Here is an 18702-nt window from a genome sequence, read left to right on the forward strand (position 1 = left end):
TCCACCATTTAGTCTAGGAAAATAAAAATACTACTAAAACTTGAATTAATGAAATCGGCCTAGAATTTATTTATTTTGTAAGCAAGAAAATATATGTTTTAAATACATTTCTAATGTCGGGGCTGTTCTAAAGAATTTATCTGGAAACAGTTCATTATGGGGAAACAGGTAAATTTATTACCATTTATCCTACTTCACTTGTGAATTTTAAACATATATTGTTTAAGTTATATAACTTGTTAAACTGTCAGAATAATGGAAGAAACGTTTTTAATGCCACAATATAAAATTCTGAATTTTGCTTTAGATATAATTTTTTCAGCAGCAGTAGTGTTAACATTTAATATTTATTTGTTGGTCCTTATTTTTTGTTTAGCATTTGCGTTATTGCTATTACCCGAGTATATTTCTGGGCCACTACAAAAATTGACTAATAAAGTTTCTGAAAAGAATAAAATATACCTTGATTTAATTGAAAAATGGATGAGCGGATTAGCTGTTTTACAGCGTTACCATTGAAAATTCAAGTTGCTAGATGTGTTGTCAGAAGGCTCACGCGGATTAGAAAAAGCTAAGATAAATAAGGAAAAAACTTCTGCAAGCATTAATATGTTGTCCACGGGACTGAATATGATGGCTCAAGTTGTAATTAATGGTTTAACAGGATATTTAATTTTGACAGGTAATTTGTTCATATGTTCATAGGTGTATTTTTTAGTATAGGTAATTTTGCTAGTCTTATATTTTCTGAATTAGTTGTTTTGAACCAAAATACGACTATGATTCAATAAGCAAAAGACCTAAATAATAAAGAAAATGGTCAAAATAATATTGCTAATTTTGCGGAACTATCAATAGTTAAACTCCAAGAGCATTTTAGTAATGGTGAGGTTGTTTCATATCCTGATATTACAATTAAATCAGGCGAAAAAATTCTTTTATCAGGTGACAGTGGTACAGGAAAAAGCACATTATTTAAGTTAATATTAGGGGAATTAAAACCTACCGAAGGAAAAATCATTTTTAAAGATAAAAATGGTCAGCAAATTCATCCTGATTTAGCTAAAATTGGATATATTCCTCAAGATCCTACGCTTTTTCCAGGAACAATTAAGGAAAATATTACAATGTTTAATAATAAGTTAGATGGTGAAGCTGAAGAAGTTGCTAAAAAAATGCAATTAGGTACAGATCTAAAAAAATGCCTAATGGCATAAATACATACATTAATTGGGATCAATTGAATCTATCGGGTGGTCAAAGAAAAAAAGTTGTTTTAGCAAGGACTAAGGTCTATGGTAGTAAGTTACTATTAATTGATGAAGGAACATTAGCTATTGATGAAAAAGCTACTTTGAAAATTTTAAAGAATATTTTACAAGGCCCTGAAACAATTGTCTTTATTGCACATAATTGGTCGAAGGAATTACATGATCTTTTTGATAGAGAGATTTATTTACAAGATAATAAATAATGTTATACCTATTGTGGGATGGAGGTGAATCTTCATCCCACAAATTTTTGCCCCAAATGAGATTTAAACGCAACAAAAAAACAGCTTAATCAATTTGACTAAACTGTTTTTTCTTTTATTTTTCTGGGAATTAAGTAGTGACTGAAACTTGAAAGCACTAAAACTAGCCGGATCTCTTATCGGATCTGGCTTTTTGTTTCTTAAATTAGTTTTTAAGTTGTCCTCAGAAGTTGCTTTTGAATGAAAACCGGCAATAACTTAATAAAGTTGTCTAATATTTGTTCCACTGTCGCGGAGATTTCGGCCTTTACTTCTTTGAAAGCTGTAAGCAAGTAGACCAATGCTTCTTCAAAGGCTAAATCAGGCAGCGCCTCATTCATTAGATAGAATAAATCGCCTAAGGTTCGATCATCGGTACTTTGTCTTTCTTGCCAAGCTAACAGATCATAAGTTAGAGCCGTCACGGCAATGTAGCCGCATTGTCCATCATAGCTTTGGATCTGTGATTTGTTTAAGGCTAAATATTGCTTAGCTGCTTTAAAATAAGTTTCGATCTGCCATCTGCGGCCATAGAGCTGAATGATTTCTTGTGGATGCAGCTTGTATTGCGTAGTTGCCAGTACTAAATATTTTCCTTTACTGCCGCGTTTAGTGACATAGACTAATCTAATTGGAAAAGCATGTCCTTGATATTCGGCTTCAACCACGCTGCTATAGAGATAGTCTGTTTTCTGATGCATTTTGGAAGCAGCCAAACGTTCATACAGTCCTTTGACATCATAAAGGCGGCCGCGGTAACGATAATAAACTTTCTTGGTCTGCTTAAGCATGCCTACGCTATCTAACCCTAATTGCTTCAGCTGCCAGAACATTTTAGGTGAAGAGAACCAGCTATCAAATAAGACATATTCAGCTGATATGCCCATAGCGACAGCTTGCTTAATCAGCTCTACGGTGACAGTATTCATCGGTCTTTGAGCTTGAGTTCTTCTACGGCCAGCAATTGAGCGCTGATCAGTAGTGACTGGTTGGCTGCCAATCATATTCTCTTTTTTCTTGGTTGACATCAAAGCAAAATTAACCGGTAAGAAGGTATTACCGTCGCTCCAGCCAATAGTTAAGCCCCGATAGCCGGTTAGAAATTCATGTTTATCATGATCATAGACTTTAGCCAATAGTTCAGTCTTCTTAGAACAAGAGCGAGCCATTAGCGTATCATCAACGATTAAAGCTAATCTTCTACGCCGATCGATTACCGGCTTCAAAACAGAAATCAGTTTGACAGCAGTCAAACAAACTAGCTTCTGCCAGTTAATACGACCATCATTAAGCACATTTCTGCCAGTTTTGGCAGTAAAATCCTTTGCGCGCTGACAGCGGTAAAGCGACTTTCTTGCAAATCTAGCCTTGATCATCCAGGTAATAACCATTAACAAGCTAACCAGGGAATGGCGTTTAAAATTTACCTTTTTGCTTAAATCAGCTAGACCAATTAATTTAGAAAAAGCAAAAATTAAAGATTCAGTGTCCTTTTCTTGGTCGAATTGCGTTATACTTTTCATTGCGTAGGATCTCCTTTACTTTGAATTTGACACTTAAAGTATAACGCGGAGAGATCCTGCGTTTTTATTTTTACGCAAAAAAGACTAGGAACCATGGCAAAAGAGCATGATTTCTAGCTTTCAAGTTTCAGGTAGTGAATAATAAACCTTTATTTTTAATACCAGTTGTGGGCTAACCAAAACTTCTTGGCATTTACCCATGAACCGTAACGGCCGTAAACGTAGTTGTCAGCAGTACGTTCTTGGTTCTTTGGTGATAAGTCGCCACGTAAGTAACTGATATTTAATTGGTACTTACCGTAACAAACACCGTTTCTAGCAGTGTAGCTACCACCTGATTCGCGCATTGCGATCCAGTTCTTAGCAGCCTTTTCTTTCTTTGAAAGCTTTCTGGTTGCGGCTTGTACAGTTTGATTGCCTGAGTTGGTAGAAAAAGTTTCGGCAACTGCGACACATGCAAAGGCAAGTGCTAATGCAGCTATGATTTTTACTAAAGTAGATTTAACGTGTTTATTCAATTTATTCATTCCTTATTTAAAACTTAAAAAAATTATTTATTTCTTAATGACTATGATTATATAGTACAAGGTCAATGTGACAGCAGTGTTACAAAACGACAACGTCACTCTTACAATCAAGAATAATTAGCCTTTTTTAAGCGTTTACGTCCTTAGTTTGGTAAAATTTAAGGGAAATATGTATTATTTAGGAGGTCAAAATGGCTGTAAAACGTTTTTATGAAACTTTTCACCCAGAGCATTACGATTTGCGCATCAATGTAAACCGTAAGAATAAAGAGATTAACGGTACTTCTACTATTACTGGTGACGTAATTGAAAACCCAGTATTCATTAATCAAAAGTTTATGACCATCGACAGCGTTAAGGTTGATGGCAAGGACGTTGATTTTGAAGTAGTTGAAAAAGACGAAGCAATCAAGATTGAAACTGGCGTAACTGGCAGAGCCGTAATCGAAATTGCTTATAGCGCACCACTTACCGACACTATGATGGGTATTTACCCTTCATACTACGAATTAGAAGGTAAGAAGAAGCAAATTATCGGTACGCAATTTGAAACTACTTTTGCTCGTCAAGCATTCCCATGTGTTGACGAACCAGAAGCTAAGGCTACCTTCACCCTTGCTCTTAAGTGGGATGAAGAAGACGGCGAAGTTGCACTTGCCAACATGCCAGAAGTTGAAGTTGACAAAGATGGCTACCACCACTTTGAAGAAACTGTTCGTATGTCAAGCTACCTTGTCGCATTTGCCTTTGGTGACTTACAATCAAAGACCACTCACACTAAGGATGGCGTTTTGATTGGGGTTTACGCAACTAAGGCTCACAAGCCTAAGGAATTAGACTTCGCTTTGGATATTGCTAAACGTGCAATTGAATTTTACGAAGAATTCTACCAAACTAAGTACCCACTTCCACAATCATTGCAACTTGCTTTGCCAGACTTCAGTGCTGGTGCCATGGAAAACTGGGGTCTTGTAACTTACCGTGAAGCTTACTTATTGCTTGATCCGGACAACACTAGTCTTGAAATGAAGAAGCTTGTTGCCACTGTTATTACTCACGAATTGGCTCACCAATGGTTCGGTGACTTGGTAACCATGAAGTGGTGGGACAACTTATGGCTTAACGAAAGTTTCGCTAACATGATGGAATACTTGTCAGTTGACGCTTTGGAACCTGACTGGCACATCTGGGAAATGTTCCAAACTAGTGAAGCTGCTGCCGCATTATCACGTGATGCTACAGACGGTGTTCAACCAATTCAAATGGAAATTAACGACCCAGCTGATATTGACTCTGTCTTTGACGGTGCCATCGTTTACGCTAAGGGTTCAAGAATGTTAGTCATGGTTCGTTCACTTCTTGGCGACGATGCTTTGAGAAAGGGCCTTAAGTACTACTTCGATCACCACAAGTTTGGCAATGCCACTGGTGACGATCTTTGGGATGCACTTTCAACTGCTACTGATCTTGATATCGGTAAGATTATGCACTCATGGCTTAAGCAACCAGGTTACCCTGTAGTTAACGCATTTATCGATGAAGATGGTCACTTGAAGCTTACTCAAAAGCAATTCTTCGTTGGCGAAGGTGAAGACAAGGGTAGACAATGGCAAATTCCATTGAACGCAAACTTCGACGCTCCTAAGATTATGTCTGAAAAAGAATTAGACTTAGGTAACTACAAGGTTATCCGTGAAGAAGCAGGTCACCCACTTAGACTTAACATTGGCAACAACTCACACTTCATCGTTAAGTACGACAAGACTTTGCTTGATGATATATTGTCAGAGGTTGACGAACTTGAACCAATTGATAAGTTGCAATTATTGCAAGACCTTAGACTTTTGGCAGAAGGTAAGCAAATTTCATACGCTTCAATCGTGCCACTTCTTACTAAGTTCGCAGATTCTAAGTCAAGCTTGGTAATCAACGCATTGTACACTACTGCTGCTAAATTGCGTCAATTCGTTGAACCAGATTCTGCCGCAGAAAAGAACTTGAAGAAGCTTTACGATCTCTTATCTAAGGATCAAGTTGCTCGCTTAGGCTGGAAGGTTAAGGCTGGCGAAAGCGATGAAGATGTTCAAATTCGTCCATACGAATTAAGCGCAAGTCTTTACGCTGAAAACGCGGACTCAATTAAGGCAGCTCACCAAATCTTTACTGAAAATGAAGATAACTTGGAAGCATTGAATGCAGATATTCGTCCATACGTTTTAATCAATGAAGTTAAGAACTTTGGCAATGCTGAATTAGTTGATAAGTTAATTAAGGAATACCAAAGAACAGCTGACCCATCATACAAGGTTGACTTACGCAGCGCTGTAACCAGCACCAAGGATCTTGCAGCTATCAAGGCTATTGTTGGCGACTTTGAAAATGCTGACGTAGTTAAGCCACAAGATTTACGTGGTTGGTATCGTGGTTTACTTGCTAACCATTATGGTCAACAAGCAGCTTGGGACTGGATCAGAGAAGACTGGGATTGGCTTGACAAGACTGTTGGTGGTGACATGGAATTTGCTACATTTATCACTGTTACTACAGGCGTTTTCCATACCCCAGAAAGACTTAAGGAATTCAAGGAATTCTTTGAACCAAAGATTAATGTTCCACTTCTTAGTCGTGAAATTAAGATGGACGTTAAGGTCATCGAAAGTAAGGTTAACTTGATCGAAGCTGAAAAAGATGCTGTTAATGATGCAGTTGCTAAAGCAATTGATTAAGTAATATAAAGTAATAAAAATAAGGATCTATCTGTAAATAGGATAGGTCCTTATTTTTCGTGGTATAATTGTTTTTATTGATTAATTGACGGAGAAAACACGGGATTTCAATCCCGTGATGAATTCGGCCTTTTTTAGTTTTTTTGCTTGTTCCCCCCTTCTTTCTTAAACATATGTTTGATATAATCTTAAAAAGAAAGGAGGGAACAAATGTGCTAAAAGGGATCAAATTAAGACTCTATCCTAATAAAATTCAACAAGGTCAGCTTGAGCAGATGTTTGGCAATGATCGTTTTGTTTGGAATCAAATGCTGGCCATGATGAATGAGCGCTATCAGAATAATAAAGCTTTGCCTTTTTTAGGCAAGTTCAAGCTGAATTATCTGCTTAAGCCGCTTAAAAAAGAATATCCTTTTTTGAAAAACAGCGATTCTTCAAGCTTGCAGGTAGTTAATGAATTCCTAACTCAGTCTTGGAAGAACTTCTTTCAAGATAAAACTGGTCAAATTGGCAAGCCTCGTTTTCATTCACGCAAGTATCTGAAAAAGTCTTATACAGGCAAGGCAATCATAAAAACTGCAGGTAAAAGGTACTTGAAGATTCCTAAATTAGGCTATGTCAAAACCAGCAAGACTGGAGTTTTGCAAAACACTAAGATTAAGCGCTACACTGTTCTGCTTGAACCAACGGGCAAGTATTATTTGTCTCTACAAGCTGAAATACCTGAACCAGAGAAGTATAGCTTAACTGACAAACAGGTTGGAATTGATGTTGGCGTAGCTGATTTAGCAATTCTGTCTAATGGGCTAAAATATCCTAGTTTTGACAGTTCTTATTTTGAAAAGAAAGCCAAAGTCTGGCAAAGAAAATATGCTCGTCGCAGACATTTAGCTAAATTATTAGTTTTGCAAGACAGGAATAAAAAAGTTCTTTGTCCTAGAAGCTTAGAGAGTTTCACTAATTGGCAAAAAGCGCAAAAGTCAAAAGCTAAGTGCCAAGCTAAAGCAGCTAATCAGCGCAGAGATTATCTGCATAAACTAACTACGCATTTAGTTAAGCAATATGATGTAATTGCGATTGAAGATTTGAAAACCAAGAATCTTCAGAAAAATCATCATTTGGCTAAGTCAATTGCCAATGCTTCATGGCGGATATTCAGACAAATGCTAGAATACAAATGCGAATGGTATGGAAAAAAGCTAATTGCAGTTGATCCTAAGAATACTTCCAGAATTTGTTCAAAATGTGGCTATAACAGTGGCGCTAAGCCATTAGAAATTCGTGAATGGACCTGTTCTAGGTGTCAAACCAAGCATGACCGAGATATTAATGCGGCAGTTAATATCCTGCATAAAGCAACGCCAACTGGTCAGGGACTGGCCATGGTAACAAGCTGAGTTCTGTGAGTTAGGTATTTGACTAGTTCAATGTAAGATCCTAAACACTACTCAGTGTTCCCAGAAACCCGGCACTTTAGTGCCGGTGTAGTTCATTGCTTACCTTAGATAAGAAGGGAGTTTTTCTTTGGGTAAACGAGATTCAAATACAGCATTCTTTGGACAGCCAAATGGCTTGTCCACTTTATTCTTCACTGAAATGTGGGAGCGTTTCAGTTACTACGGCATGCGGGCTATCTTATTATTCTACATGTATTACGCAGTTACCAAGGGTGGTCTGGGTATGGACCAAACTACCGCTGCTTCAATCATGTCAATTTATGGTTCGCTTGTTTATTTATCTACCTTAGTTGGTGGTTGGCTCTCAGATAGAGTATGGGGTTCAAGAAAGACCGTCTTTTATGGTGGTGTCTTGATCATGCTCGGTCACATTGTTTTGGCTTTGCCAGCTGGTGTTAGTGCATTGTATGCCTCAATCGCTTTGATCGTGGTTGGTACGGGTTTGCTTAAACCTAACGTATCTTCAATGGTTGGTGGTCTTTACTCTGTAGAAGATCGTCGTCGAGACGCTGGTTTTAGTATTTTTGTTTTTGGTATTAATATTGGTTCATTCCTTGCACCACTTCTTGTACCATGGGCAGCACAAGGCTTCGGCTTTAACGTGTTTGGCACCGAATGGAACTTCCATGCCGGCTTCTCACTTGCCGCTATTGGTATGTTCTTGGGTTTAGTGCAATACACTCTGGGTGGTAGAAAATATCTTTCAACTGATAGTTTGACGCCAAATGACCCAATTGATAAAGGCGACTTGCTCAACATTATTAAATGGGTAGTTATTGGTATTGTCGCAATCGCTATTGTATTAGCTGCAATGGCTGGTGTAGGTCAATTAAACGTTAATAACGTTATTACTTTGCTTACTATTTTGGCTATTGCGTTGCCAATCTACTACTTCGTCATGATGCTCCGGAGCCCTAAGGTTACTAAGATTGAACGTTCACGTGTTAAAGCTTATATTCCATTATTCTTCGCCGCAGCTATTTTCTGGGGAATAGAAGAATCCGGTTCAGTTGTTTTAGCACTTTTTGCGGAACAAAGAACTGTGCTTCATGTTGGCAGCTGGCACTTTGCGGCAGCTAACTTCCAGTCACTTAACCCATTGTTTATCATGATCTTGACGCCAGTATTCGTTTGGCTTTGGGAACACTGGAAAAAGCAACCAAGTGCACCAGGTAAATTCGCTACAGGTCTTGTATTTGCAGGCCTTTCATACATGTGGATGGCTTTGCCAGGGATGCTCTTTGGTACCAGTGGCAGAGTTAGTCCATTATGGCTTGTCGGTTCATGGTTCTTGGTTGAAATTGCGGAAATGCTGATTTCACCAATTGGTTTGTCAATTACGACTAAGCTTGCGCCAAATGCTTTCCGTTCACAAATGATGAGTATGTGGTTCATGGCTGATGCAACCGGTCAGGCAGTTAACGCCCAAATTGTTAAATTCTATTCTTCTGGTACTGAAGTTCAATACTTCTTGGCTGTTGGTATAGTGAGTGCAATCTTCGGCATTATCATGTTTGCTTTAGTTAAGAAAATTAACGTCTTAATGGAAGGCGTACACTAGTTGAAAAATAATCCTACTGAAAAAGTAGGATTATTTTTATTGGTCAAAAAGCGAATATTAATTTAAAATGAAATGCCAAAAGGGAAAGGATTTATGAAAAAGAAGAAAATTATTGAGCGAATATCGCCTATAAAACGTTGATGTCATTTATTGGTGTGGCTATTTTATCAATGGGAACCACGTTTTTGCGTGGTGGTCTAGATCCATTTACTGCCATGAACACCGGTATTTCTAACAAATTAGGAATCGGACTTGGTGATTTTCATTTTTATTTTGTGGCTGGACCGTAAGCAAATCGGAATCGGTACTATCTTAAACATGGTTCTGGTCGGATTTTAAATTCAATGGTTTACTACGATTTACCACCAATTATTTGGCTACCGAACTACGTTCTTGATTGTGGCAGCTGACACCTTGATCGGTTTGACTTTGTTCACGCTGGGTGCATCGCTTTACATGGCACCGGACCTTGGTGCGGCACCATATGATGCTATTGCACCAATTATCACGCAAAGAACGAAGTTATCTTACCGAACTGCTAGAATCACACAAGACGTTTTATTCATGGTCGCTGCCGTTATTGCAGGCGGTCCTGTCGGCTTTGGTACGATCATCGTTGCCTTCTTCACTTGTCCACTTATTTCATGGTGGAACGATCACGTATCAAACCCAATGGTTAAGACGATTGACGCCGCCACTAAGCCTAAGGAAGAACGTAATCAAAACTCTGCCGTTATGCTTTTGTCGCACATCGGTAAGCGTACTTATCACACTATCTATAACGCGTTGCAAACGACTGAAACGATGCGTAACAATATGTCTGAATACTCAACTTCTGATTTAAGAAGTCAGTTGGATTGTTCGCCGCAACATGGCCAACTCTAAGGAAATGGATGATTCATTCGTTGAACAAGAAAGGCTCTTGCAAGATGAGTTGAATAAGAGAATAGCTAAGGCTAAAAAAGTAAATAAACCTAATAAATAAGGCTCTACGCAAGTAGGACCTTTTTTATTTGCAAGAGTAAACTTTTAAACTTCTTAACGTCCTTATGCTTTAAGCAAGATTCTCTTAAACTGATCATTAATTTATCCGCATAATTTATTCAAATCCTCCGAGTATTCTATAGACAATCAAAATTTAAGAAAAAAGGAGAGATGTAAATGAGAAAAATGATATTTGTTGCTAACGGTAATCAAAGAAGACAAAGGCAATTAAACTAGTAAATTCTAATTTAGCATGATAACAAATTCTTAAATTACACCCCCAATCCCCTTGAAACGAAAAGATTCCTGAAACTCGGTTACGAATTTCGGGGATCTTTTTATTGCTTTAAAACTGTGCAAAGCGACTGCGTAGACAACCAAAATCACACCCAAGATTAAGAAAATAATTGCAAGAGTGCGTTGCCATTTGGCTTCGTTTGTACTGTTTTTATTATTTTTCTTAGCATTGTTTTGCTTTTCGCTTAAGTATCTAAAGTATGAAATTGCCGCTACAAACAGGCAAAGAATTCCAATTATTAACATAAGAGTCCTCTCAAAAATCTGTATCTTTTTTATCTAATTTTACGCAAAAAAATAAAGCTCTTCAAATTCGAAAAGCCTTATTTTTAATAAACAATTACTGGTTCATTAGTTATGACGTTGTCCCAAACGCTTCTGATTTCTGCAGGGCGAATGTTAACACAACCGTGTGAACCACCTTGTAAGTAAGCTGTCTTGCTCCAGTCGGTTCTCCAACTAGCATCATGCAAGCCACAACCACTTAAGGTAAATGGCATCCAGTATTGAACCTTTGATGCGTATTTAGAACCGTCATCGTTAAATCCGCGGAGCACACTTGGTGATTGCTTGTACATGATGTACCAAACACCCTTAGGAGTTTGGCTGCCTTTACCGCCTTTAAGAGTACCAGTAACGACATCATTCAAGTGAACTGCCACACGGCCCTTGCGGACAATCCATAATTCTTGGTTCTTGATAGAAACTACAACGTAGTTATTGCCGATACCGTTGTTGCTCTTGCCATAGCCGTGAGCATAAGTACTGAAGCCTTCGCCGTAGATGTATTTACTACCATCAACAGTAGCATCGCCGTTCATAAAGGCTTTTTCTACAGCTGTAGTGGCTTTCTTTACATAAACGCCCCAGCCGTAGCTTTCGTTAGTAGTGGTAATGGTTTTACCATCAACTTTATTGCCAACGGGAACTACAATCTTGTAAGTTTTTTTAAGCGTCTTAACTTGGTTATTGATTTCTTTTAACTTCTTAGTTAAGCCCTTAACGTCAGTAAATTGATATTTGCCATCCTTATAAGTAACTTCACGAATCAAATCAGCGGCATTTAGCTTGAAGCTCTTACCAGCAATGTTGTAAGTAACAGAAGCTTTTTGCATCTTTTGCAAGTTCTTCTTTGCTTCGCTTAAGTCCTTTGAGTTGTAAGTGTACTTTTTATTGTTAGGCAAGTCTGTATGTTGTTTATCGAAGTAATTTTGTACAGTTTGACTATCAATTGTTTGGATGTTGGCGTCTCGCTCAGAAACCAACTTCTTGTTTCTCAAGAAGAATACGTTGTCGGCCTTTTCGTTAATCTTGTTGGTAGCCTTGTTAACAGTTAAATTGCCAACCTTGACCCCGTAGATAGTAACGTTAGGGTTGAAGTGAGTAGTCGCAAAAGTGCGTTGCTTTTGTTCGGCTTGAACTCGCTTGTTGTGAATAAACACACCACAAATAATTGCAATTATGATAATTACGCCGATAATTATTAAATAGAGATTATTGCGGTTATTATGTTTTCTAAGTTCTCTTCTAGATTGCATATTGTTATTATCCATCTTTTGAATTTTCGAATAAGCGTTTGCTTTGACACAGTATAGCAAGTATTACTAATATAGTAAAGTTACGTGCTTATTCTACTTTATTAGCAATGTAGATAACAGAATACGCGTGGTGCTAGTTAAATCGTTCTAGACAATAAGCCAAATTATAAGCTAAAATTGCAATTTCCAACCGGCTTTGAAAGCCTATCAGACTACGTGCTCGATTGTTCTCGGCATTGTAATAGGTCAGAAGCGAAAAGTCGCTTTCAATTGTTCTGCGAATAGCCATCAATTGATGATCATTGTGCTTTTTAGCTCCTGTCATATTTTTACGATATGGTGTCCAAAGTTCATAACCCATTTGTTTTAGCTGTTGATGCAGTTCTTTGCCTAAATAGCCTTCGTCGCCAAGAAGATAGTAATTAGATGGATGGGTATTTTCTATCAGTTCAACTGTCTCCCTGGCATCATGAACTGATGCCTTTGTTACGACATAATCAAGAATGTAACCGTCATCGCTAACAATAGCATGAACTTTGAAACCATAGAAGTAAATTTTCTTGGTGGCCTTATAACCAATGTTGGCATAACCGCGAAAAATTTTAGCACGATAGTTGCGAATTGGTTGGCAAACAGGTACCGGAAAGCTGTCAATGATCAAGAACTGTCCATTCAGGTCAACCTTTTTATTCATTTCTTGCCGTATCTGATAAATCAATTGCAATAGCTGACGTGAACGCCGATTAAAACGTGAGTGTGATAAACAATTGAAACATTCACAGAATCTTCTTTGTGATTCAATTCCTGTCTTAGCTTGCCAGATAAGTAAAGCCAAAATCAGACTGTCCGTAGTTTTAATTTGATCAATATTTCGCCGATGAGTAAACTCAGCCGGTGCATACAAACGATACCAGTGCCGACAAATTATCACTAAATCTTTAAAACTAACTTGTAAATGGTGGCTAAAACGCTTAAGCTTAAGGCAGTTCAATCAGATCAGACTCTTTTCTTTTTGATACTACAACTTGAGTCTAGTCCGATTGGACTTTTTTATTAACTAAAACGATTTAACTAGCACCACGCGTATAACAGAATTTATTTTAGGAGGGGGAAAATATGAATAATGATCCATTAGTTTTCCAGCTAAGCGTGGCAAAGGATAAACCCCAGTCTTATCGTAAGGATAAGAAGAAAAATGTTTGTCCCTTTTGTGATGTCGCAAGCCTAACTGACATTTACAAAAAAGAGGACGACATTATTTGGCTGCACAATAAGTACCCAACTTTACGTGATACTGTTCAGACTGTTTTAATCGAGTCGAGCGACCATAACGGCGATATAAGCACCTATACTAAGGAACACAACCGTAAATTGATGCGTTTTAGTTTGGATTGCTTTGACCAAATGAACCGAGATACCAACTACGAGTCAGTGGTGTGGTACAAAAATTATGGTCCTCATTCTGGTGGCTCATTGATTCATCCCCATATGCAGATTGTTGGCTTCAAGCATGAAGATGGCTATAAGTACATTCACCCTAACAACTTTGAAGGCGAGACCCTGTTTGATGAAGATGGGGTAGAGGTCAACATCGCGGAACATCCCGTCCAAGGCTACACTGAATTAAATATTAACTTGATTGATCGTATCGGTGTTGATCTTTGGGCCGACTGGTTGCAAAGTGGTGCGAAATACCTGCTTAACGTTATGTATAATGGCAGATGCGATTCGTATAACTTATTCTTTTATCCACGTAACGATGGTGGCATTTGTGCTAAGTTTATAACGCGTTTTGAAGCGCCACCTTACTTTGTGGGTTATAAACTGTCCCAAGTAAACGATGAAATCACGCTGGATAAAGAAGCACATCGCTTTAGAAAATTTTATGATGAAGGTTCTAAGGTAGAATAAAAAAAGCATTCTCGATTGAGAATGCTTTTTCGCTAGAATTCAGTATGAATAATGTCGTCTTCAGGACGGTGAGCTTGGATCCGGAGTACGTTCCAGTCAAAGACGTCGTCTGGCTTAATCAAATTAATGGTCAATTTGCCATCTTTCATGGCAAAATCAAGTTCAGTTCTGTGCTCGATCCATTCAACGCGGTTAGGCTCTTTATCTAGGCCTTCAACTACGATCTTAGCTGGAATATCCTTCAAGAAGACATATTTCTGATAATCAGCATGGCGGTTTTCTAAAATGAAACCATCACTGACAGTTAAAGGGCTAGGCTTGCCTTCGTTAAAGGCATGACCAAATTGGTGCATCCATGAATTAATGGTATCAAGCAACTTTTGGGTAGCTTCATCGAATTTACCGTCATTAACAGGGATGTTAATAATGGTAGCTTCACCATTTTTACGATTATTAACCATCGTATCAATTACGTTATCGCTGGCTAAATCGAGGCCAGCTTGCTCGTCAGCTAAAAAGATCGTGTACTTTTCGCAGGCTTCTTTAAAAGCGGCAGGATCGCTACTCATAACGGCACGGGCACCAATGTTACGTGCAGTTTTAACTAAAAAATCGGCGTCAAAGTCACCAGTTGTTTTAAAATTTAAGACAATTGCAAAATCAGGATTCATCTTTTTGTCCTCCTTGTTAATTACTAACTTAGTTTACCGTAAAGGAATAAAAATGAAAATTATTATTGCCCCAGCAAAAATTATGAAAATCGACCGTGATTCATTTTCCGTGCAATCAAAGCCGGAGTTTTTGACTAAGACCAGAATACTAGAGCATTTTTTGAAGTCATGCACGAAAGAGCAACTAGATACTTTGTGGCATGCTAGTCAAAAGGTGATGGAACAGAGCATTCTTCAATTAAAAAATATGGACTTGGATGATCGCTTAACACCAGCAATTTTAGCCTTTTCGGGCATTCAATATCAGTACATGGCACCAGACATTTTTACCCAGCCAGCGCTTGATTATATCCAAAAGAATTTGCGCATTCTTTCCGGTTTTTACGGGATGCTCAGGCCATTTGACGGTGTTTGTCCATATCGCTTGGAATTAAACACCAAGATGATCGGCTTTCGTGACTACAGTCTCTACCACTTTTGGGGCGATGACATTGCCAATAGTTTGTTTAAAGAAGACGATACAGTAATCAATTTAGCCTCAAAGCAGTATATGCGCTTGATCAAGCCATATTTAAATGAAAAGCGTAGAATGATAACCATTGATTTTCAAGAATTAAAAAATGGTGAATGGAAAACCGTTGGTGTCCACGCTAAGATGGCGCGCGGTGAAATGGTGCGTTTTATGGCAGAAAACCAAATAAAAAATCCCGCAGATTTGCGAGATTTTCATGATTTTGAATTTCAATTTGAGCCAGAAGTTAGTTCAGATGATCATTATATTTTTAGAACTGACTTCGATTTTAGTCAGCGCTAGAATAATGGTTTTAAAAATTGTGCGGTTAGGTCAGCTGCTTCATCTTTGTATTGACCAGTAAAACTATGATCTGCATTTTCGATAGTATGCATTTCACTATTTGCGTAAACTTCGTCATACTTTTTAGCATACTTAGGATCAACGACTTGATCGTTAGTGCCAACAATGACTGATACCGGACCAGTGAAGCGCTCAGATACTTCGTAAATTGGCAAAACTTGTGCGGTTCTTAAGTAGAAGCCGCCTAATTTTTTATCGCCAAAAGGCACAGTTGCAGGAATGCGATCAGGATTGTAAGTTGCGCCTTGTGTATCGCCCTTTAATGCATCGTCCTTAAGTTGGGCTGCAGGGGCCAAAAGCACAACCTTTTTGATAATGTCGGGATAAAGTCCAGCGAGCATTGAGGCAATTACGCCGCCTTGAGAATGACCTACTAAAAAGATATTGCGCACGTGTGGATCGGTACGGACATATTCCAAAATAGCTTGACCATCGGCAATTTCGTTGCACACAGTCATATTTTCAAATTTACCGTTGCTTTCACCATGACCATTGAAGTCAAAACGCACGCTGGCTACATTTTTGTCACGTAAGTCGTCAGCAATCTGTCTTAATAGATCAGTATTTCTATTTGCAGTGAAGCCGTGCATAAGTATAGCCATGTCATAAATTTCGCCAAAAGGCTCTTCACGATCTCCTACTAAGGTGAGACCATCTCTTTCAATTGTAATGCGGGACATAGATTTTCCCCTTTCTTCATGCTTTACATTTATTGTAAGCTTTTTAAGTTTAAAAACGGCAAAAAAAGAGTTTAAGAAATTGGAAAGATTGGCGCAATGAGCGTAATATTTAGCTATTGAATATGGGAGGAAACAATAATGGAAATTGTATTTATCCGTCATGGTCAAACAGACGTAAATAAAGATAACCGACTTCAAGGTGCAAAAGTTGATGCGGAATTAAATGATTACGGCCACGAATATGCCAGAAAAGCAGCCAAGAATTTTGATGAAAGTGAATTTGATGTTGTTTACTCAAGCCCAATGAAGAGAGCGGTAGAAACAGCCAAGATTTTTACTAAGGGTAAAAAAGAGATCAACTTGGATGACCGCTTGCTTGAATTCGACTTCGGCGATTGGGACGGCATGAAGATGGATGAAATTGGTGAAAAATATCCGGATGTTGTCGATCCTTGGGGCAAGGTAAATCGTGACTATGTTAAATATTCTAAGAATGGCGAAAGCTATGAAAATTTTGACAAACGTTGTGGTGAATTCTTAGATGAAATGTACCGCAAATATCCTGATAAAAAGGTTTTGGTTGTAGCTCATGGCCGTTTAATCAGAATGATGGCTGCTCACTATTTGACTAACGGTGACATGGATAAAATCGATACGCCAGACAACAGTGCCTTAACTAAATTCAGCGTAAAAGATGGCATTGCACGTTTGGTATACTACAACCGTGTGCTTGCTTAAGGGAAATAAAAAATTCCTCTTTTTTTATATGCGTGTATTGACAATGTGTCACAAAGAGCTATTATATTACACAAGTGACAATTCGTCATTAATAGGGGAAAGAGGGATAACGATGGTTAAGTCTACATTTACAAATTTACCAACTGCTAAACGTCAAAAAATTGAAGCAGTATTGCTGGAAGAATTCAGCACCTATCCTTTAGCACAAGCTAAAGTGTCACACATTGTCAAAAAAGCAGACATTGCTCGAGGAGCATTTTATAAATATTTTGATGATCTAACAGATGCATATCTTTACATGTATCACATTGCAATCGAAACGATTCATACAAATATGAGTCCTGATGAAAAATTTGATCCGGATCATTTTTATGATCGTGTAGTGAAATTCATCGATGAAACGCAATACAGCAAGTTTGAACCGATGATGAAACTGCACATGGCTCAAAATAAATATTTGATTCCGGATAACTTTAAGATTTACTCCAGACAATTGCTTAATATGAGCCCAGAGATCTGGAGTGCCATGGTCTTAAGCCATGAAGTAATTAATCTCTGCTTATCTGATCCTAAAAACAAAGAAAAGAATTTGGCTCGCTATAAAAAGAGCTTGGAAATCATTGCAAAGGGGATGGACTAGTTGTTTTTAGCGATTAAGGAAATTAAGCATGAAAAGCTTCGTTACGGATTAATTATTTTAATGATTTTCTTGATCAGTTATTTGATCTTTATGTTGTCATCTTTATCAGTGGGACTGGCAAGTGAGAATACGCAAGCCATTGAAAGTTGGGATGCACAAAAAGTAATTCTGAATAAGAATTCCAATGTCAGCATGTTCCAATCTATTCTTACCAAAAAAGATGTTAAGAATGCCAATGTAGGCAAGGATGAAGCATATGTTGGTCAATTAGGAATAGTTGTCAAAGAAAAGAATCGTGAGACTGTTTCTGCACAATTTTTAGGGGTTAAGAAAAATCAATTTATCTATCAAGACCAAAAATTAGTTTCTGGTAAGAAGGCTACTAAAAACAATCAGGTTACAGTAGATTCTAGTTTTCGAGATAAGGGTTATAAGCTGGGCGATAAAATTAGCCTAAATGGTTCAAGCAAGAAATATAAGATCGTTGGTTTCGTTCAAAATGCCAAGATCAATATTGCCCCAATTGTTTATGGCTCATTAACTACATGGAAGAAAATGCGGATGGCCGCACCAAATGTAGTTGCCTCAGCTATTATTTCACGAGATAGCAGTTATAAATATAACCATAAGAATGCTAAAACTTATCCAATTGCTAAATTCATCAATAAATTGCCAGGCTACACCGCTCAAAACACAACCTTTGAGTTGATGATTGGCTTCTTATTTGTCATTTCACTTATTATCGTTGCAGTCTTCTTGTACATTTTAACCATGCAAAAGATACACAATTTTGCCGTTATGCGTGCGCAAGGTATTCCAAGCAAGACCTTGGTTGGGGCAACGATTAGCCAATCAATTATCTTAGTAGCTATCGGTGTCATTATCGGTTTGATTTTGATGTGGATCACTAACGCAGCTTTGCCTGCAGCAGTTCCAATAAGTTTCACGCCAATGATTATGGTTGGTGGAACAGTTGGCATGCTTTTAATGGGAGTTATTGGTAGTTTGATTCCAATCAGATCTATCTTGAAAGTTGATCCAGCAAAGGCGATTGGTGAATAA

The 18702-nt window shown here is 38.0% G+C and carries 17 protein-coding genes and 2 pseudogenes; 12 read left to right on the forward strand and 7 right to left on the reverse strand.

Annotated features, from left to right (window positions below; genetic code table 11):
- Window positions 1–255 precede the first annotated feature (255 nt).
- Together LA20531_RS06625 and LA20531_RS11910 are read left to right on the forward strand one after the other, a co-directional pair.
- The gene (locus tag LA20531_RS06625; protein ID WP_168170602.1) at window positions 256–519 is read left to right on the forward strand and encodes a hypothetical protein; all 264 of its coding nucleotides are present in this window, start codon (window positions 256–258) and stop codon (window positions 517–519) included.
- Between the two features lie 353 nt (window positions 520–872).
- Window positions 873–1474: pseudogene (locus LA20531_RS11910) on the forward strand (ATP-binding cassette domain-containing protein); the annotation flags it as partial.
- A 212-nt stretch (window positions 1475–1686) separates the two neighbouring features.
- Here the strand turns inward: LA20531_RS11910 and LA20531_RS06635 are convergent.
- The gene (locus LA20531_RS06635) at window positions 1687–3036 is read right to left on the reverse strand and encodes an IS4 family transposase (RefSeq protein WP_056940753.1); all 1350 of its coding nucleotides are present in this window, start codon (window positions 3034–3036) and stop codon (window positions 1687–1689) included.
- A gap of 155 nt (window positions 3037–3191) precedes the next feature.
- On the reverse strand, window positions 3192–3554 hold the full coding sequence (locus LA20531_RS06640; protein ID WP_056940628.1) for an aggregation-promoting factor C-terminal-like domain-containing protein: 363 nt from the start codon (window positions 3552–3554) through the stop codon (window positions 3192–3194).
- Window positions 3555–3754: 200 nt separating this feature from the next.
- Between LA20531_RS06640 and LA20531_RS06645 the strand changes: the two genes are divergently transcribed.
- The 5 genes from LA20531_RS06645 to LA20531_RS11920 all read left to right on the forward strand — a co-directional run bounded on the left by LA20531_RS06645 (window position 3755) and on the right by LA20531_RS11920 (window position 10192).
- Window positions 3755–6289, forward strand: a complete 2535-nt coding sequence (locus LA20531_RS06645) for a M1 family metallopeptidase (protein WP_056940627.1) — start codon at window positions 3755–3757, stop codon at window positions 6287–6289.
- Between the two features lie 143 nt (window positions 6290–6432).
- Entirely contained in the window at window positions 6433–7686 is a 1254-nt protein-coding gene (locus LA20531_RS06650) for an RNA-guided endonuclease TnpB family protein (protein ID WP_082589052.1), read from the forward strand.
- Between the two features lie 127 nt (window positions 7687–7813).
- On the forward strand, window positions 7814–9307 hold the full coding sequence (locus LA20531_RS06655; RefSeq protein ID WP_056940625.1) for a peptide MFS transporter: 1494 nt from the start codon (window positions 7814–7816) through the stop codon (window positions 9305–9307).
- 140 nt (window positions 9308–9447) lie between these two features.
- A complete protein-coding gene (locus LA20531_RS11915; protein WP_265668874.1) occupies window positions 9448–9597 on the forward strand; it encodes a hypothetical protein in 150 nt (49 codons plus the stop codon).
- A 109-nt stretch (window positions 9598–9706) separates the two neighbouring features.
- On the forward strand, window positions 9707–10192 hold the full coding sequence (locus LA20531_RS11920) for a YczE/YyaS/YitT family protein (RefSeq protein WP_271872662.1): 486 nt from the start codon (window positions 9707–9709) through the stop codon (window positions 10190–10192).
- Between the two features lie 447 nt (window positions 10193–10639).
- Here LA20531_RS11920 and LA20531_RS06665 read toward each other — a convergent pair.
- The 3 genes and pseudogenes from LA20531_RS06665 to LA20531_RS06675 form a co-directional block, all read right to left on the reverse strand.
- A pseudogene (locus tag LA20531_RS06665) lies at window positions 10640–10834 on the reverse strand (hypothetical protein); the annotation flags it as partial.
- Between the two features lie 83 nt (window positions 10835–10917).
- Window positions 10918–12126 (reverse strand): L,D-transpeptidase family protein, encoded by a 1209-nt coding sequence (locus LA20531_RS06670; RefSeq protein WP_056940623.1) that lies wholly within the window; start codon window positions 12124–12126, stop codon window positions 10918–10920.
- Window positions 12127–12259: 133 nt separating this feature from the next.
- The gene (locus LA20531_RS06675; protein ID WP_005727342.1) at window positions 12260–13117 is read right to left on the reverse strand and encodes an IS982 family transposase; all 858 of its coding nucleotides are present in this window, start codon (window positions 13115–13117) and stop codon (window positions 12260–12262) included.
- 125 nt (window positions 13118–13242) lie between these two features.
- Here LA20531_RS06675 and LA20531_RS06680 point away from each other — a divergent pair, with 125 nt between their 5' ends.
- Entirely contained in the window at window positions 13243–14037 is a 795-nt protein-coding gene (locus LA20531_RS06680; RefSeq protein WP_056940170.1) for a DUF4931 domain-containing protein, read from the forward strand.
- A gap of 32 nt (window positions 14038–14069) precedes the next feature.
- Here LA20531_RS06680 and LA20531_RS06685 read toward each other — a convergent pair whose 3' ends face one another.
- Window positions 14070–14708 (reverse strand): hypothetical protein, encoded by a 639-nt coding sequence (locus LA20531_RS06685; RefSeq protein ID WP_056940171.1) that lies wholly within the window; start codon window positions 14706–14708, stop codon window positions 14070–14072.
- A 52-nt stretch (window positions 14709–14760) separates the two neighbouring features.
- On the opposite strand from LA20531_RS06685, the gene yaaA reads away from it, so the two are divergent.
- On the forward strand, window positions 14761–15522 hold the full coding sequence (gene yaaA / locus LA20531_RS06690; RefSeq protein ID WP_056940172.1) for a peroxide stress protein YaaA: 762 nt from the start codon (window positions 14761–14763) through the stop codon (window positions 15520–15522).
- On the opposite strand, the gene LA20531_RS06695 is transcribed toward yaaA, so the two are convergent.
- Window positions 15519–16262, reverse strand: a complete 744-nt coding sequence (locus LA20531_RS06695; RefSeq protein WP_056940173.1) for an alpha/beta hydrolase — start codon at window positions 16260–16262, stop codon at window positions 15519–15521. The genes yaaA and LA20531_RS06695 overlap by 4 nt on opposite strands.
- Before the next feature lie 138 nt (window positions 16263–16400).
- Between LA20531_RS06695 and LA20531_RS06700 the strand changes: the two genes are divergently transcribed.
- The 3 genes from LA20531_RS06700 (at window position 16401) to LA20531_RS06710 (ending at window position 18702) form a co-directional block, all read left to right on the forward strand.
- The gene (locus tag LA20531_RS06700; RefSeq protein ID WP_056940174.1) at window positions 16401–17000 is read left to right on the forward strand and encodes a histidine phosphatase family protein; all 600 of its coding nucleotides are present in this window, start codon (window positions 16401–16403) and stop codon (window positions 16998–17000) included.
- 112 nt (window positions 17001–17112) lie between these two features.
- Window positions 17113–17640 (forward strand): TetR/AcrR family transcriptional regulator, encoded by a 528-nt coding sequence (locus LA20531_RS06705; RefSeq protein WP_056940175.1) that lies wholly within the window; start codon window positions 17113–17115, stop codon window positions 17638–17640.
- Window positions 17641–18702, forward strand: coding sequence for an ABC transporter permease (locus tag LA20531_RS06710; protein WP_056940176.1), 1062 nt, complete (start codon window positions 17641–17643; stop codon window positions 18700–18702).

It is taken from the genome of Lactobacillus amylovorus DSM 20531, assembly GCF_002706375.1.
Taxonomy (GTDB): Bacteria; Bacillota; Bacilli; order Lactobacillales; family Lactobacillaceae; genus Lactobacillus; species Lactobacillus amylovorus.

Excerpts from the sequence above, each read along its gene's own strand:
- yaaA (WP_056940172.1), top strand. The coding sequence starts at position 14,761 with ATGAAAATTATTATTGCCCCAGCAAAAATTATGAAAATCGACCGTGAT.
- LA20531_RS11915 (WP_265668874.1), top strand. The coding sequence starts at position 9,448 with ATGTCATTTATTGGTGTGGCTATTTTATCAATGGGAACCACGTTTTTG.
- LA20531_RS06625 (WP_168170602.1), top strand. The coding sequence starts at position 256 with ATGGAAGAAACGTTTTTAATGCCACAATATAAAATTCTGAATTTTGCT.
- LA20531_RS06695 (WP_056940173.1), bottom strand. The coding sequence starts at position 16,262 with ATGTCCCGCATTACAATTGAAAGAGATGGTCTCACCTTAGTAGGAGAT.
- LA20531_RS06680 (WP_056940170.1), top strand. The coding sequence starts at position 13,243 with ATGAATAATGATCCATTAGTTTTCCAGCTAAGCGTGGCAAAGGATAAA.
- LA20531_RS06670 (WP_056940623.1), bottom strand. The coding sequence starts at position 12,126 with ATGCAATCTAGAAGAGAACTTAGAAAACATAATAACCGCAATAATCTC.
- LA20531_RS06700 (WP_056940174.1), top strand. The coding sequence starts at position 16,401 with ATGGAAATTGTATTTATCCGTCATGGTCAAACAGACGTAAATAAAGAT.
- LA20531_RS06685 (WP_056940171.1), bottom strand. The coding sequence starts at position 14,708 with ATGAATCCTGATTTTGCAATTGTCTTAAATTTTAAAACAACTGGTGAC.
- LA20531_RS06705 (WP_056940175.1), top strand. The coding sequence starts at position 17,113 with ATGGTTAAGTCTACATTTACAAATTTACCAACTGCTAAACGTCAAAAA.
- LA20531_RS06635 (WP_056940753.1), bottom strand. The coding sequence starts at position 3,036 with ATGAAAAGTATAACGCAATTCGACCAAGAAAAGGACACTGAATCTTTA.
- LA20531_RS06645 (WP_056940627.1), top strand. The coding sequence starts at position 3,755 with ATGGCTGTAAAACGTTTTTATGAAACTTTTCACCCAGAGCATTACGAT.